12 protein-coding genes are annotated in these 13,332 nt (G+C 60.6%); all 12 read right to left on the reverse strand.

The features are described 5' to 3' along the window. On the reverse strand, positions 1-1,069 hold a 1,069-nt coding region (locus VJR29_02415), incomplete at its 3' end, for an acyl-CoA dehydrogenase family protein (protein ID HKY62246.1). A 96-nt stretch (positions 1,070-1,165) separates the two neighbouring features. Further along, positions 1,166-2,626, reverse strand: a complete 1,461-nt coding sequence (locus VJR29_02420) for a cytochrome c3 family protein (protein HKY62247.1) — start codon at positions 2,624-2,626, stop codon at positions 1,166-1,168. A gap of 365 nt (positions 2,627-2,991) precedes the next feature. Beyond that, positions 2,992-3,651 carry a response regulator transcription factor gene (locus VJR29_02425; protein HKY62248.1) on the reverse strand — a complete coding sequence of 220 codons (660 nt, stop codon included), beginning with the start codon at positions 3,649-3,651 and terminating at the stop codon, positions 2,992-2,994. A gap of 9 nt (positions 3,652-3,660) precedes the next feature. Then, positions 3,661-4,698 carry a PAS domain S-box protein gene (locus VJR29_02430; GenBank protein HKY62249.1) on the reverse strand — a complete coding sequence of 346 codons (1,038 nt, stop codon included), beginning with the start codon at positions 4,696-4,698 and terminating at the stop codon, positions 3,661-3,663. Between the two features lie 51 nt (positions 4,699-4,749). Next, positions 4,750-6,705, reverse strand: coding sequence for an amidohydrolase (locus VJR29_02435; GenBank protein HKY62250.1), 1,956 nt, complete (start codon positions 6,703-6,705; stop codon positions 4,750-4,752). A 99-nt stretch (positions 6,706-6,804) separates the two neighbouring features. Continuing rightward, positions 6,805-8,094 carry a histidine--tRNA ligase gene (hisS, locus tag VJR29_02440; protein HKY62251.1) on the reverse strand — a complete coding sequence of 430 codons (1,290 nt, stop codon included), beginning with the start codon at positions 8,092-8,094 and terminating at the stop codon, positions 6,805-6,807. Positions 8,095-8,309: 215 nt separating this feature from the next. Then, positions 8,310-9,101, reverse strand: coding sequence for a tetratricopeptide repeat protein (locus VJR29_02445; GenBank protein ID HKY62252.1), 792 nt, complete (start codon positions 9,099-9,101; stop codon positions 8,310-8,312). Then, positions 9,101-9,598 carry a type II 3-dehydroquinate dehydratase gene (gene aroQ, locus VJR29_02450; protein HKY62253.1) on the reverse strand — a complete coding sequence of 166 codons (498 nt, stop codon included), beginning with the start codon at positions 9,596-9,598 and terminating at the stop codon, positions 9,101-9,103. The genes VJR29_02445 and aroQ overlap by 1 nt, the downstream gene beginning before the upstream one ends. Further along, entirely contained in the window at positions 9,579-10,091 is a 513-nt protein-coding gene (locus VJR29_02455) for a hypothetical protein (GenBank protein ID HKY62254.1), read from the reverse strand. The genes aroQ and VJR29_02455 overlap by 20 nt, the downstream gene beginning before the upstream one ends. Then, positions 10,091-11,662: a 3-dehydroquinate synthase gene (aroB, locus tag VJR29_02460; protein HKY62255.1), complete on the reverse strand. Its 1,572-nt coding sequence runs from the start codon at positions 11,660-11,662 to the stop codon at positions 10,091-10,093. Before aroB ends, VJR29_02455 begins: the two co-directional genes overlap by 1 nt. Then, entirely contained in the window at positions 11,662-12,831 is a 1,170-nt protein-coding gene (gene aroC / locus VJR29_02465; protein HKY62256.1) for a chorismate synthase, read from the reverse strand. The genes aroB and aroC overlap by 1 nt, the downstream gene beginning before the upstream one ends. A gap of 69 nt (positions 12,832-12,900) precedes the next feature. Further along, positions 12,901-13,158 (reverse strand): helix-turn-helix transcriptional regulator, encoded by a 258-nt coding sequence (locus VJR29_02470; GenBank protein ID HKY62257.1) that lies wholly within the window; start codon positions 13,156-13,158, stop codon positions 12,901-12,903. Positions 13,159-13,332 lie beyond the last annotated feature (174 nt).

Below are 13,332 nucleotides of genomic sequence, written 5' to 3' on the forward strand. Positions count from 1 at the left end.
CGCGGGTGAAGCGCGAGAGGTCGTATTCTTCCATGTAGCCGGCGCCGCCGTGGGCCTGAAGGCAATCGTAGGCCACCCGTTGGGCCAAGTCGCCGGCGAAGAGCTTGGCCATCGAAACTTCCTTGCTGCATTCGACGCCGGCGTTGAACAAGGCCACCGCGTGATAGTTCAGGCGTTTGGCGGCTTCGATCTGGGTCGCGAGCTCGGCGAATTTATGCTGCCAAACCTGAAAGTCGATCACCCGCTTGCCGAAGGCCTGGCGCTCCTGGCAATAGCGGATGGTCTCGGCCAAGGTCAGCTCCGATCCCGAAACGCAGGTGATCGCGGCGACCAAGCGCTCGCCTTGGAAATTCTTCATAATGTAGACGAAGCCCTGGTTCTCCTCGCCGATGACGTAGCGCCGGGGAATGCGGCAATTCTCGAAGAAGAGCAGGGCGGTGTCCGAGGAATGGTTGCCCATCTTCTCGAGCTTCTTGCCGACCGCGAAGCCCTTGGTGTCGGTCGGGAAAGAGACCAAGCTGATGCCCTTGAAGCCGGGGCCGCCGGTGCGCACCGCCAGCGTGATGAAATCGGCCCGGCCGCCGTTGGTGATGAAGGTCTTGGCACCGTTGATGACGTAGTCCTCGCCTTGCACCTCGGCCCGGGTCGTGATGCTGGCGACATCGGAGCCGCAGCCCGGCTCGGTGATGCCCAAAGCCGCGATCTTCTCGCCCTTGATCGCCGGGATCAGGAATTCCCGCTTTTGCTCCTCGGTGCCGAGGAAGGCCAGGATCGGCGTCGCAATGTCGGCTTGGACCATGAGGTCCATCGCCAGTCCGGCCATCTTGCAGCGGACGATCTCCTCGCAGAAGACCACCTTGAACCAATAATCGCCGGCGCTGCCGCCATACTCCTCGGGAAAGCAAACGCCGAGCAGGCCCAGCTCGCCGGCTCGACGGAAGACCTCGCGAGGGAAGCCGCGGGCGTTTTCCCATTCTTCCTTGTGGGGTAGCAGCTCCTTTTCGGCGAAATCACGAACGGTTTTGCGAAAGAGCTCATGCTCGGGGCTAAAGGGACTGGGGAGGGTCATGCCCGCGAATATACGCGAGGAAAAAAGGGGAGTCCACTATAGGGCTCATATTAAGTGGACTCCCCCCTGGCTTATTGCCGCTCGCAAAGAAAGGCTTCAGGGCGCGAACAGGCGTCGCGTCGTGTCGTGCATGTAGCGCAGCCGAGTGTCGATCCCGGCATCGGGCTCGAAGTAATAGCCGCTGGTGTGGCAGGTCAGGCATTCGGGCCCGACCTCGTTGAGGCCCTCGAAGCCGTGGGCGGCGTTGGGCAGCGCCGCCGGACCGACGTGGCAGCTGGCGCAATTGTTGTTCATGCCGGCCACGTGGAAAGGCAAAAACTCGGTCGCTTGGTCGGTCCCGACCTGGACGCGGAGCGAGGCGGCCTTCTGCAAGGGCTCGCCCTCCCACTCCCGGCGACCCTTGATACCGACAACGTAGGTCCCCTCCTCCGCGTCGGTCGGGACTGTGAAGGTGAAAATATCGGAAACCGGCGCGTCGCAGGCCGGCGAGGTCGGATCGAGCAAACAACCGAAGGTGATCGGCGTCGGCGGCACGATTTGGACGAAGCCGTTCCAGCCGTCGTTGGGCCGGTCGGCGCTCTGGATCTGCGGAGCGAAGAGGACGAAGGGCGTGATCGGGGTCGAGCCGACCGTCGTCATTTTATGAAGCGGACCGCCGAAGAAGGTCTCCATGTCGGCCTGCTGGTCCTTATGGGCCCAATAGAGCATCGGGAAATCGGCGAAGGTCAGGTAGCGCAGGCCCTTCGAGGCCGGCTCGCGATTGATCATTTGTCGGTAAGTCGGGAGCGAGCCGGCCGGGAAGAGCGGCTGACCCTCACCATCCACGAAGGTGGCCCGGACGTTGATCGCCTCGCCCGGCAGGTAGTAGCCCCGGGCCGGCGGCGAAACCTCGGCCAGCTCGACGCCGAAGCCGTAGCCGGTGTCGGCGGGGGCCGAATGATCGACTTTCACTTTCCAAACTTTGCCCGGATATTCGGACCAGCGGATCTTCAGCTTCTTGGTCGCGGCCGGAATCTTGAAATCATTGTCGGGGTGCAGCGAGGTCCGCAGCTGGACGAAGGCTTGGGCAAAGTGGAGGGCTTCGGGATTTTCGCAGACGCCTTGGGCGGCGCAACCGGTGCTGACCACCCGGGCGACGAAACGGCGCTCGAAGGCGTCGTCGCTTTGGCGCCAACGGTCGTCGCGGCCGGCCTTGACTTCAAGCTCCGAAAGCTTGTTGCCGTTGCCGTCATGGGCCGAGATCTCGAACTCGCTGTTGGTCCGCATCCAGCGGGCATCGCGGTAAAACACTTGGCGTTGATAGGTGAAGCCGTTGGCCTCGACCCGCCAATCCTCTCCCACCTCCTGGATGCCGCTCCAATCGAGGCCGGCGAAGTCGCCGGTCTCGATCACCGGGTCGATGCCTTGCTCCAAGGTCGTCGGGACCGAAGAGACGAGGTAGAGCTCCTGCAAGTAGCGTCGATTGCCGTCGACCACGCTCAGCCGGGTCGGACGCGCCGGATTGGGCAAAGGATCCAAATCGGGATTCCAGACTCCATTGAAGAAATAGAGACCCAATCCGACGCCCGACTCGTGCGGAGGTTGGGGGGAACCCCACGCCTTAACCTCGGTTGGAGCGGCTGCCGGCGGCGCCGGCCGATCGACCGCCGCGCCGCAACTCAGTAAAAAAAGACCAATACCCGGTATGAGCTTTTTTAGAGTCTTCATGGGGCCTCCCCGCTGCTGGCAGCTTCGAATTTTCAAGAACGATGAAATTATCGGGAGCTGAAAAAAATCCGACAAGTCGGGAAGATCCCTAACGAGGGGTGAGGAAAGTTGTCATTCCGAGGAGCAAAGCGACGAGGAATCCACTACGGCGACAATGGCGCGAAACAGCTCCGCAGTGGATCCCTCGCTCCGCTCGGGATGACAGCCACCCGAGGCTATCGGGAGATTCCCGACAGCTGGGACTGCCATTGGGCGGCGAAGCGCAACAGCTCGTTGGCATTTCGCAGGTGAAGCTTCCGCTTGATCCGGGCGCAATGAGTCTCGACGGTCTTGGCGCTCAACGCCAAATCGGCCGCCGCCTCGCGAATGCTGGCCCCGTCGCCCAACAATTTGAGCACCTGAAGCTCCCGGTCGCTCAGCTTGGCGACGAATTCGCGGCTGCGCGAATCGCCGGTGACGACCTTGAAGCTCATCCGGTCGACCAATTTCTTGCTGACGTAGACGCCGCCCTCGAGCAGGGCCTGAATGGCTTGGAGGATTTCGGCGGTGGCCTCTTCCTTGACGACGTAGCCGTCGGCGCCGGCTTGAAGGGCCCGCTCGGCGAACAGCGCCTCGCTTTGGACGGAGAGGACCAGGATCGGCAGGTTCGGAAAGCGCTCGCGGATTTTTCGGATGAGCTCCACCGCGATCGTTCCTTGCAAGAAAAGGTCGAGCAGGACCAAGTCGGGACGGGTTTTTTCCAGCAGGGGCAGCACTTCCTTGGCGGTCCCGGCCTGGCCGCAGACCCGCAAATCATCGGTGTCATCCAGCAGCAGCGCGATGCCGTGCCGCACGATGGGATGATCATCCACCACGACGATTTTCGATTTCTTCATCGCTCTGCCTCACGAAGGGTAGTCGCATCTTACCACGATCCCGCCGGCTTCGCTCCGCTTAATCTCCAGCCGGCCCCCGATCATCCGCGCCCGATACTCCATGATTTGGAGACCCAAGCCCTCGGCCGGCTCAAAAGGCTGGGCGAAGCCGCTGCCGTCGTCGCGAACCTCGAGCAGGCTCCGTCCGCCCTCGGCATTGCGGATCACCACCTCGATATTCTCGGCCCGGCCGTGGCGGATGCTGTTGGTCACCGCTTCTTGGATGATCCGGTAAAGGTGGACCGCCTTTTCCGGATCGAGGGTGAGGCGCTCGGCCCCGATCTTGAGCTGCAGATTGGCGCCGAAGGAAGTCCGTATTTTTTCGGCTAGGTCGCCGAGGGCCGCCAAAAAATCCTTCTTGCCCAGGGCCTGGGGGAAAAGCGACTGGGCGATCTTTCGGGTTTTGGCGATGGCTTGGTTGATCTCCTCGGTCATCTCCTGGACCACCGAGACCTCGGGCAGATTGCGCTTCTTCAGCTTTCGCTCCAGCAGCATCCCCTTCAAGGCGATCCCCAAGAGATGTTGGGACATCTCGTCATGAAGGTCGCGGCCGATACGGAAAGCCTCGCGGTCGCTGACTTGGAGGATTTCCCGCTCCAACCGCCTTTGGGCCGTCTTGAGCTCCTCTTCCTGAAGCTTCTGCTGGGTGATATCCATCACCGAGCCGATATAGCCGAGGAATTCTCCTTGGGCACCGAAGCGCGGCACGCTGAGGTCCAAGACCCAGATATAATCTTTCCGGTCCTTGCCCTTGGTCCGGTATTCCTGGCGGAAATTCTGGTAATGGCCGGCCGCGAACTCCTGGTTGCGCCGGATCCGGTCGCGATCGTCGGGATGGATGGTCTCGAGCCAGTTCAAGCCCTCGATCATCTCGAGAGAGAAGCCGAAATAATCGAACAAGGCTTGATTTCCGTAGACGCACTGGTGCTTTTCATTGGTCATCCAGATCATGATCTGGGGAGCGTCGAGCCAGGCTTCCAATCCCTTGTCGATCTTGGGCATTGCCATAAACCCACCCTTACCCGAGCCTAAGGTTCATAGCAGGTTGCGGGTCGGCAATCAATCCGGCCAAATGGGCGGATCGTCGGCCTTGGGATTATCGTAGACCTTGCCGCGATGGACCGTCTTTTGAATTTGGATGGTCGAAAGCTGGTCCGGATCCGCTTCCATCGAGAGCGGATTGGCCGAGAGCACCACCAGGTCGGCGAACTTGCCGACCTCGAGGCTGCCGACCTCCTCTTCCAAGCCGTAGAGCGCCGCCGAATCGATCGTGAAAGCCTTCATGCCTTGGGCGATCGTGATGGCCTGATCGGGCGCCAAGACGCTCGGACATGCCGTTGGGTCCTGATTGGGATACCAAGGCATCTGCTGGGCTTCGCGGGTGACGGCGGCCCATATCATGAACAAGGCATCGGGCGGCGTGACCGGCGAGTCGGAGTGAAGCCGAATCGGAAGGCCGGCTTCGAGAGCGTCGCCGACCGGGTTCACCGCGGTCTGGACTCGCTCCGGCCCGAGGATTTGCTGGCAGTAGGGCAAACCGAAGTAATAATTGTTCGCGATCAAGAAGGTGACTTGGGCGTCGAGATCCTTCACGATCTGGTAATCTTCGGGATCGCTCAACTGAAGATGGATCGCGATGTCGATGATGTCGGGATCCTTGTTGGCCTGCATCGCCGCCAAGGCGTTGTCGACGCCCTCGTCGCCGTTCATGTGGATGGCGATCGGGTAACCGGCGGCGTGGGCCGCAGCGATCTGGGTGGAGAGATCGGCCTCGGTCAAATCGACGATCCCGGTGAATCCCGCCGGGTTGGGCGGAAAAATCTCGAAATACGGCTGGGTCAAGGCCCCGGTATAGCAAGGCACCGAGCCGTCGGCGAAGGTCTTGATGCCCGCCATCCGAATCCGGGGATTCTTGGCGGCCAATTCGGCGCCTTTATTGGCGGTATTGATCGCATCTTGGAAATTGCTCGACCCGGAATAGGCTAAAAGCTGGACCGTAACCGGGAAGTCCGGATCTTGGGTGATGATGTCGTAAATCTCCACCTGGAATTCCTCGGCCGCCCCTTCCTGCACCGTCGTGAAGCCATGCTGGGCGTAGATCTCCACGCCCTTCTTCAGCAAGTTGAAGGTCGCGAAGGGATCCTCCTTCAAGATCTGCTGCTGGAAGACGCCAGTGCCGTAGAGGGCCAAATCCTCGACCAAGACGCCGGTCTGGGCGAGGCCGGTCTCATAGTCGGCGTTGTAAGCCGGAGAATGGCAAGTGCCGGGGTCGGAGCCGTCGGTGCCGCAAATGTTGGTGATGGCGAGAGCCGGCGTATTGACGAAAAGGAAATGGCCGGTCGAGGCGGCGATGGCGATCGGCCGAGTCGGCGAAATCGCGTCCAGCGCCTCGCGGGCGTTGGGACTCTCGCCCTGAAAATTGGGACAGGCAAAGCCGAGCTCGCTGCAAGCGCCGGTCGAGCCCAATCGCCCGTTGGCGTAACCATAGCCCAGCACCGGCTTGCTGCTGGCCGGGTCTTCATCCACCTTGGCTTGAATTCGAGCCAGGACTTGGTCTTGATTGGTGACCGGGATGAAACACTTCTGGGGATTGTTCGGCTCGGTGCAGCGCGGATCGCCGGGCAAGGGTTTGAAATATAGATTCACGCTGCTCACGTCGAGCCACTTCTCCGGATCGTTGAAGAAGGCGTAACCGATCGTATGGGAATGGGTGTCGATGAATCCGGGAAAGACGAAAGCTCCGCCCAAGTCCACCACCTGGGTGTTGGGCCCCTCGAAGGCGAAAACCTCCGATTCCGAGCCGACGGCGACGATTTGGCCGTCGCCGACCGCCAAAGCCTGGGCCTCCGAAGCGCCGCTCGGGGCCATCGTGAAGAAAGTGGCATTGGTGAAGATCGTGTCGGCCGGCGGCGGCGGTGGAGAGTCGCTGCCACAACCGGCCCCGACGAAGACGCCAAGACCCAAAGCCGTCAGAAGGGAGAACAAGATGCGCGGGCGGAGGCTGAAGATTTTCATACACTCTCCAATAGCAATCACCGTGCCAGCGCATTTAGAAAAAATATAGCGATTTCAGGGGGCCATTAACGGGTTGATAATTTGGGTGGTAATCGATCGTTACGCCCCAGGGTGCTTGGTTGGATAGCGCGCGATCAGCCGCATGAAAATCTCATCCAAGGGAATCTCCTCCTGGCTCTGACTTTTCATGTCGCGGAGGATGACGATGTTCTTCTTTCTCTCCTCCTCGCCGAAAATCGCCACCCAGTCGGCGTTCCAGCGATCGGCCCGCCGCATCTTGGACTTGAGCGAGGCGCCCCCGAAATCCATCTCGACGACGGCGCCGGTCTCGCGCAGCGCCTTCAAGGAAGGAAAAAGAATCCGTTCCGATTCCGGATCGGTGGCCAGCAAATAGACCCGCGGGGTCTCGCCGGCGAAAGCGGTATTGGGCGGCAAGATCGCAACCAGCCGCTCCATGCCGAGAGCGAAGCCGATGGCCGGGACCTGGGGACCGCCCAGCTCCTCGACCAAGCCGTTGTAGCGACCGCCGCCGGCCACCGAGTTCTGGGCGCCGAGGTCGGCGCTCAAGAATTCGAAAACGGTCTTTTCGTAATAGTCGAGGCCCCGGACCAGCCGGGGATTGAGCTGAAACGGCACGCCGAGAGCCCGAAGGCCGGCTTGGACCGCGGCGAAATGATCGGCCGCTTCCGGGGAATAAAACTCGGCGATGGCCGGCGCCTTGGCGGTGGCGTCGATGCAGCCCGGCTTCTTGCAATCGAGGGCCCGCAGCGGATTGCGGACGATCCGCCGCTGGCATTCCTCGCAGAGCGAGCCCTTGATGCCGTCGAGAAATTCGGCGAGGGACTGGCGATATTTTTCACGGTCGGCCGGCTCGCCCAAGGAATTCAGGCTCAAGGTCAGCGCCGAGAGCCCCAGCTCGGCGAAAAGTTGGTGGCTGAGCGCGATCATCTCGGCGTCGAGCAAAGGATGGTCGGCGCCGAAGATCTCGGCCCCGATCTGGTGGAATTGGCGCAGCCTTCCCTTCTGGGGCCGCTCGTAGCGAAACATCGGACCCATGTAGAGGAAGCGCCCCTCTTGGACATTGTGCGAGGTGAAGTGCTCGATGAAGGCTCGCACCACCGGCGCCGTCCCCTCGGGGCGCATGGCCAAGCGCTTCTCGTTGCGGTCGAGGAGGGTATACATCTCCTTCTCGACGATCTCGGTGGTCTCGCCGACCCCGCGCTCGAAAAGCTTGGCCTCCTCCAAAATCGGCGTCCGGATCTCACGGAAGCCGGCCGGGGCGAAAATCCGCCGCGCGGTCGCCTCGATCCAGAGCCACTTTTTCGCCTCGCCCGGATCGATCAAGTCTTCCATGCCCTTGACGCCGGCGATCTTGTTTTTGGAACTCATAAAACTTTCTATTCAAAATTCCCCCCTTTGAAAAAGGGGGAATCGAGAAGGCAAACTGGCGACTTAATGTCGCCAGGAAAACTTCTCGATGATGTTAATCCCTTTCCGAACTTGTTGGGGGGATTTAAGACGGTGGCTTTGCCGAAAAGGTCGCTTCGGGTTATGCCACGGTTTTAAATCCCCCCTGCCCCCCTTTTCCAAAGGGGGGGGGTCATTTACTCTTCCTCAGAAACCTTGCCGGTTTCTTCCTTGGTTTGGGTCTTGGCCAAGTATTCCTTGAGCTGGAGCGCCTTGGCGTAGATCGGCTTGAATCCCTGGTCTTCCTCCAGCTTGTACTTCTCGATTTTTCGCAAAGCCTTCTGAGGATTCTTCAGCTTCAGGTAAAAGATGCAGAGCTCCTTGAGCAGGCCCAGCTCCTTGGGCCGCTTGAGCAGGATCTTTTCGTAGACTTCGACCAGCACGTCGAGATGCTTCATCTCCTTGCGCAGATCGCGGGCCAGCTTCTCGTACTCCCGAAGCGACTCCTCCTGCATGCCCTGGTTGAAATAGATCTCGGCCAGCTTGAGGCGATGCCTCGCCTCCTCGGGTTCGGCCTCGATCAATTTCTGGCTGGCCCGGATCGCGTCGGGGCCCCGGCCATGGGTCAGATAGTTGTGAACCACGATCTGATATTGCTGGGAAGCGTCGGCCTTCATGCCCATCTTGTGATAGAGCTCGCCGAGCTTCTCGTTGAATTCGACCGAACCGGGCGAGAACTTGAGGATGTTTTTGTAGATTGCGATCGCCTTCAGCAAAAAGCCGTTCTCGCTGTAGTGCTCGGCCACCTCGCGCAGCCAGGCGATGCCGTTGCGGATGTCCTTTTTCTTGAAATAGAGCTCGCCGACCTTGAGCTTAAGGCGCATGTCGGTCGGGTCCTTGGCCGACATCGCGATGAAGTCCTTCAACTCCTGATCGGGACCGCTCTTCTTGAAGAGGCCCTTGAATAGATTGGAGATTTTTTCCGCCATTACGCCTTTTTGCCCCGCCGCTTCCTCTTGGGACTTACGTCGCCGGAGCGCCGATCGATCTCTTGGATGAGGCCGTAGAGGCCCAGGACGTAGCTGTAGGCCCCGAAACCCGAGACCTGGCCGACCGCCACCGGGGCGATAAAGGAATGATGCCGGAATTCCTCGCGTTTGTAGATATTGGAAAGATGGACCTCCACCACCGGCAAGCCCACCGCTGCCACCGCGTCGCGCAGCGCCACCGAAGTGTGAGTGTAAGCCGCGGGGTTGATGAGGATGCCGTCGTAGCTGCCGGCCGCCTGCTGAATGGCGTCGACCAAGGCGCCCTCGCTGTTGGACTGGAAAATTTTCAGGCTGAGGTTCTCTTCCTTGGCGATGACCTGAAGGCTGCGGTCGATGTCGCGTTGGGTGACTGCACCGTAGACCTCGGGCTCGCGCAATCCCAGCAGATTGAGGTTGGGCCCGTGAATGACCAGGATCTTAGGCTTGGCCGGAGGCATCGAAGCCCTTTCTCCACTCCTGGACTCGGCCGAGGAGCGACTCGAGCTTTTGGATCTTGCGGTCGCGAGGGCTCAGGGCCGGCTCCGGATTTTCCACCAAAGTCAGGTGGGCGCCCTCGCGCGTCGATTCGAGCTCGACGATGGGATCGTGGATCGCCGGGTCGGTGAGGTCGCCAAAGTCGGTGATCTTGTATTCGCGGGTGACTTCGTCGTCGGGCGCTGGAGCCGGTCGAACGCCGCCCAAATCGAAGGGCGCTTCGATCGACGGCGCTTCCGGCGGCTTCGGCGCGCCGCTGCCGGCGCTCTTGAAGCGCTCGAAAGCCCGTTTGGCCTCTTCCTTCATCTCTTGCAAAAGCTGGCGGACCTCTTCGTGATCCGGTCGCTCGCGCAGGATGAGCTCGGCCAGCTCCATGGCGTATTGGCTGCTGCCTTGCTCGCGCATGATCTTGACCATCGTGGCGGTGTAAAAAACCGGGGGGAAATCGATGGGCATCAGAGGACCTCTTCCAGTGGCGTCGGGATCACGGCCGACTTTCCGATCTTGTTTAAATAAACGAAATGCAGCTTCGACGACACCCTTTTTTTGTCCTGAATCAAGGCTTTACGATAGGCGGCGGGCGGAAATTTGGGCATTTCCGCCGGCAGACCGGCGGCCTCGATCAGGGCCTTCAGCCGCTGAAAATCGCGGACCGGCAATCCGGCCTTCTCCATCGAGAGACGGCCGGCGAAAACCATCCCCATCGCGATGGCCTCGCCATGGGTGAATTTCTTGTAGTGGGTCAGGCTTTCGATGGCGTGGCCCAAGGTGTGGCCAAAGTTGAGCTTCGCCCGCAAGCCGAGGGTTTCGCGCTCGTCGCGCTCCACCACCCAAGCCTTCAGCTCGCAGCAGCGCCGGACGACCGCCTCCAAGCCGGCGCCCTTGCCCTTGAGAAGGGCGGCCATGTCCTTTTCCAGGGTCCGGAACAGCTTGGCGTCGAAGATGGCGGCGTACTTGATCACCTCGGCCATGCCGCAGAGCAGCTCCCGAGGCTTCAGGGTTTGAAGGAACTTCTCGTCGATCAGGACGAAGCGCGGCTGATAGAAGGCTCCGACCAGGTTCTTGCCCTCGGGCAGATCGACCCCGGTTTTGCCGCCGATCGAGCTGTCGACCTGAGCCAGAAGCGTGGTCGGAATTTGGACGAAGGGCACCCCGCGCAGGAAGCTGGCCGCCGCGAAGCCCACCAGGTCGCCGATCACCCCACCGCCCATCGCCAGAATCGGCGTCCGGCGGTCGACCTTGAACTCGACCAGCTTGGCGTAGACCTGGGCGACGGTCTTGAGGTTCTTATGGCGCTCGCCGTCGGGCAGGACCAGGAGCTTGACCTCGTGGGAGCGCTTCAACTCGCGGATCGCGGCCTTGCCGTAGAGGCGATTCACCACCTCATTGGTGACGAGCACCACCTTTTCGGCCGGGCAATGACGCTGCAAGAGCAGGTTGAGGTAGCTTAAGCCATCTTTTTGAAAATAAAGCGGATAGCTGCGCTCGCCGAGCTCGACTCGAAGCGATGCGGCCTCCAACGGCAGAACCTTGAGGATCTCCTCGGCCACTTGCTTGGGACTGAAGCCGTCGGTCGGAATTTGCAGCCCGATCTTGGCATAAAACGGCGCTCTTTGATTCCACAGCTCGCGCAGCTTGGCTTCGCGGTCGCCCTCGAGCAGGGGCCGGCTCGAATCGCCTTCCAGCCGTTTGAGCAAGGTCGAGATCTGGGCCTTGAGCAGGACCAGTTGGCTGTTCTTTTCGAGCTTATCGAGGTTGTCCCGGAAGCAGACCGCCCCGCCGCCCACCGCGATGACGGCCATGGGCTCAGCCAGAGCCTTGTCGATGGCCATGCTCTCCCAACGCCGGAACATCTCCTCGCCTTCCTCGGCGAAGATCCGGGGGATGCTCTTGCCGCTCAAGCCCTCGACCACGGTGTCGGTGTCGACGAAGGCGTAATTCAGCCGCTTGGCCAGGGTTTGACCCACCGAGGTCTTTCCCGAGCCCATGAAGCCGGCAAGGACGATGCGTGGCGGTAGCTGACTCATCAATATCCTTGGACTTGGAGGAGGTAGGATTCGACGTTGCGGCGGAGCTCGGCCATCGAATCGCCGCCGAACTTCTCGAGCCAGGCGTCGGCCAAAGTCAGGGCAACGACCGCCTCGCCGATGACGGCGGCGGCGGCAATGGCACAGGTATCGGAGCGCTCGACGCTGGCCTGGAACTCTTCCTTGGTTTCGATGTCCACCGAGTGGAGCGGCTCGTAGAGGGTCGAGATCGGCTTGAGAAAGCCGCGGACGATGAGCGGCAGGCCGGTGGTCATGCTGCCTTCCATTCCGCCGGCCCGGTTGCTGGAACGGGTGAAGGCCTTGCGTTGGGCGTCGTAGAAAATCGGGTCGTGGACCTCGCTGCCGAACTTGAGGGCGTTCTCGAAGCCGTCGCCGATCTCGCAACCCTTGACCGCTTGGATGCTGAGGATGGCCTGGGCCAAACGGCCGTCGAGCTTGCGGTCCCATTGGACATAGCTGCCCAAGCCGGGCGGCAAGCCCTCGACCATCACCTCGAAGATGCCGCCCAAGGAATCGCCCTTCTTCTTGGCCTGGTCGACCAGCTCGACCATGAGGGGCTCAGCGGCCTTGTCGAGGCAGCGCAGCGGCGAATCCTCGGTTTGAGCGAGGATCTCTTCGGCCGAGGCCTGGATCTTTTGGGCCCGGATGGCCCCCACCGCGGTGACATGGCCGGCGATCTTGACGCCGAACTCCTCGAGCAGACGGCGGGCGACGGCGCCGGCCGCCACCCGCATGGTGGTTTCGCGGGCGCTGGCCCGCTCCAGGACGTTGCGCAGGTCGCGGAAATTGTATTTGAGACCGCCGACCAAGTCGGCATGGCCGGGCCGAGGCCGGGTGACAAGCCGTTTCAAGGGCTGATCGGTGGGCCCGATGCTCATTTCGGTCTGCCAGTTCTTCCAATCGCTATTGTGGACCAGGAGGCAGATCGGCGAGCCCAGGGTCAGTCCGTGGCGAACGCCGGCCAGGATCTCGACTTGGTCGGTCTCGATCTTCATGCGGCCGCCGCGGCCGTAACCTTTTTGGCGCCGGGCCAGCTGCCGGTCGATCTCTTCCTTGGGGAGCGAAAGACCGGAGGGCATCCCCTCGAGGATGGCGGTGAGCGCCGGGCCATGGGACTCGCCGGCGGTGAGATAACGAAGTTTGGTCAAAGGCTGCATCGAAAAAAAATCCCCGTAGGGTTACGGGGATGGTCTCCTACAAAATCGTGCGGTCATCAATCATTCTTCCGGAAAAACTTTATCCTTTTCCGAGAGTTTGAAACCCAAAGCGAGAATGATCTTTCGCATTGTGTCCATCCGGCAGCTCATCCCGCCCTCGACGCGATCGATGGTCAGCGCCGAAAGTCCGGCCTTGCGGGCCAACTCAGCCTTGCTCATCAGCTGCTCTTCCCGAATCTTCTGAACATGGTTCTTCACGAGCTTCGATTCTTTCTTCGGCTTCAGCGTCTCGGCTCGTTTTTCGATTTCTGCACTCATGGTTTCGTCCCGTAAAGGCGTGATCTACAAGAGACGACGTTAGGCGAAAATGATGCAATCTTCAAGATTTTCTATCTTATTTTCCAAAAATATTAGTGAGATGATATATTATTTTATTAAAATTAATAAAATTAATATATCAATTAAACTAAATTGTGTATTAATTTTATATAA

The organism is bacterium, from assembly GCA_035281585.1.
GTDB lineage: Bacteria > UBA10199 > UBA10199 > DSSB01 > DSSB01 > DATEDP01.

What these genes read in the sequence shown, in the direction of transcription:
- VJR29_02425 (HKY62248.1), bottom strand. Translation starts at nt 3,651, where the DNA reads ATGAAGAAATCGAAAATCGTCGTGGTGGATGATCATCCCATCGTGCGG.
- VJR29_02430 (HKY62249.1), bottom strand. Translation starts at nt 4,698, where the DNA reads ATGGCAATGCCCAAGATCGACAAGGGATTGGAAGCCTGGCTCGACGCT.
- VJR29_02435 (HKY62250.1), bottom strand. Translation starts at nt 6,705, where the DNA reads ATGAAAATCTTCAGCCTCCGCCCGCGCATCTTGTTCTCCCTTCTGACG.
- hisS (HKY62251.1), bottom strand. Translation starts at nt 8,094, where the DNA reads ATGAGTTCCAAAAACAAGATCGCCGGCGTCAAGGGCATGGAAGACTTG.
- VJR29_02445 (HKY62252.1), bottom strand. Translation starts at nt 9,101, where the DNA reads ATGGCGGAAAAAATCTCCAATCTATTCAAGGGCCTCTTCAAGAAGAGC.
- aroQ (HKY62253.1), bottom strand. Translation starts at nt 9,598, where the DNA reads ATGCCTCCGGCCAAGCCTAAGATCCTGGTCATTCACGGGCCCAACCTC.
- VJR29_02455 (HKY62254.1), bottom strand. Translation starts at nt 10,091, where the DNA reads ATGCCCATCGATTTCCCCCCGGTTTTTTACACCGCCACGATGGTCAAG.
- aroB (HKY62255.1), bottom strand. Translation starts at nt 11,662, where the DNA reads ATGAGTCAGCTACCGCCACGCATCGTCCTTGCCGGCTTCATGGGCTCG.
- VJR29_02470 (HKY62257.1), bottom strand. Translation starts at nt 13,158, where the DNA reads ATGAGTGCAGAAATCGAAAAACGAGCCGAGACGCTGAAGCCGAAGAAA.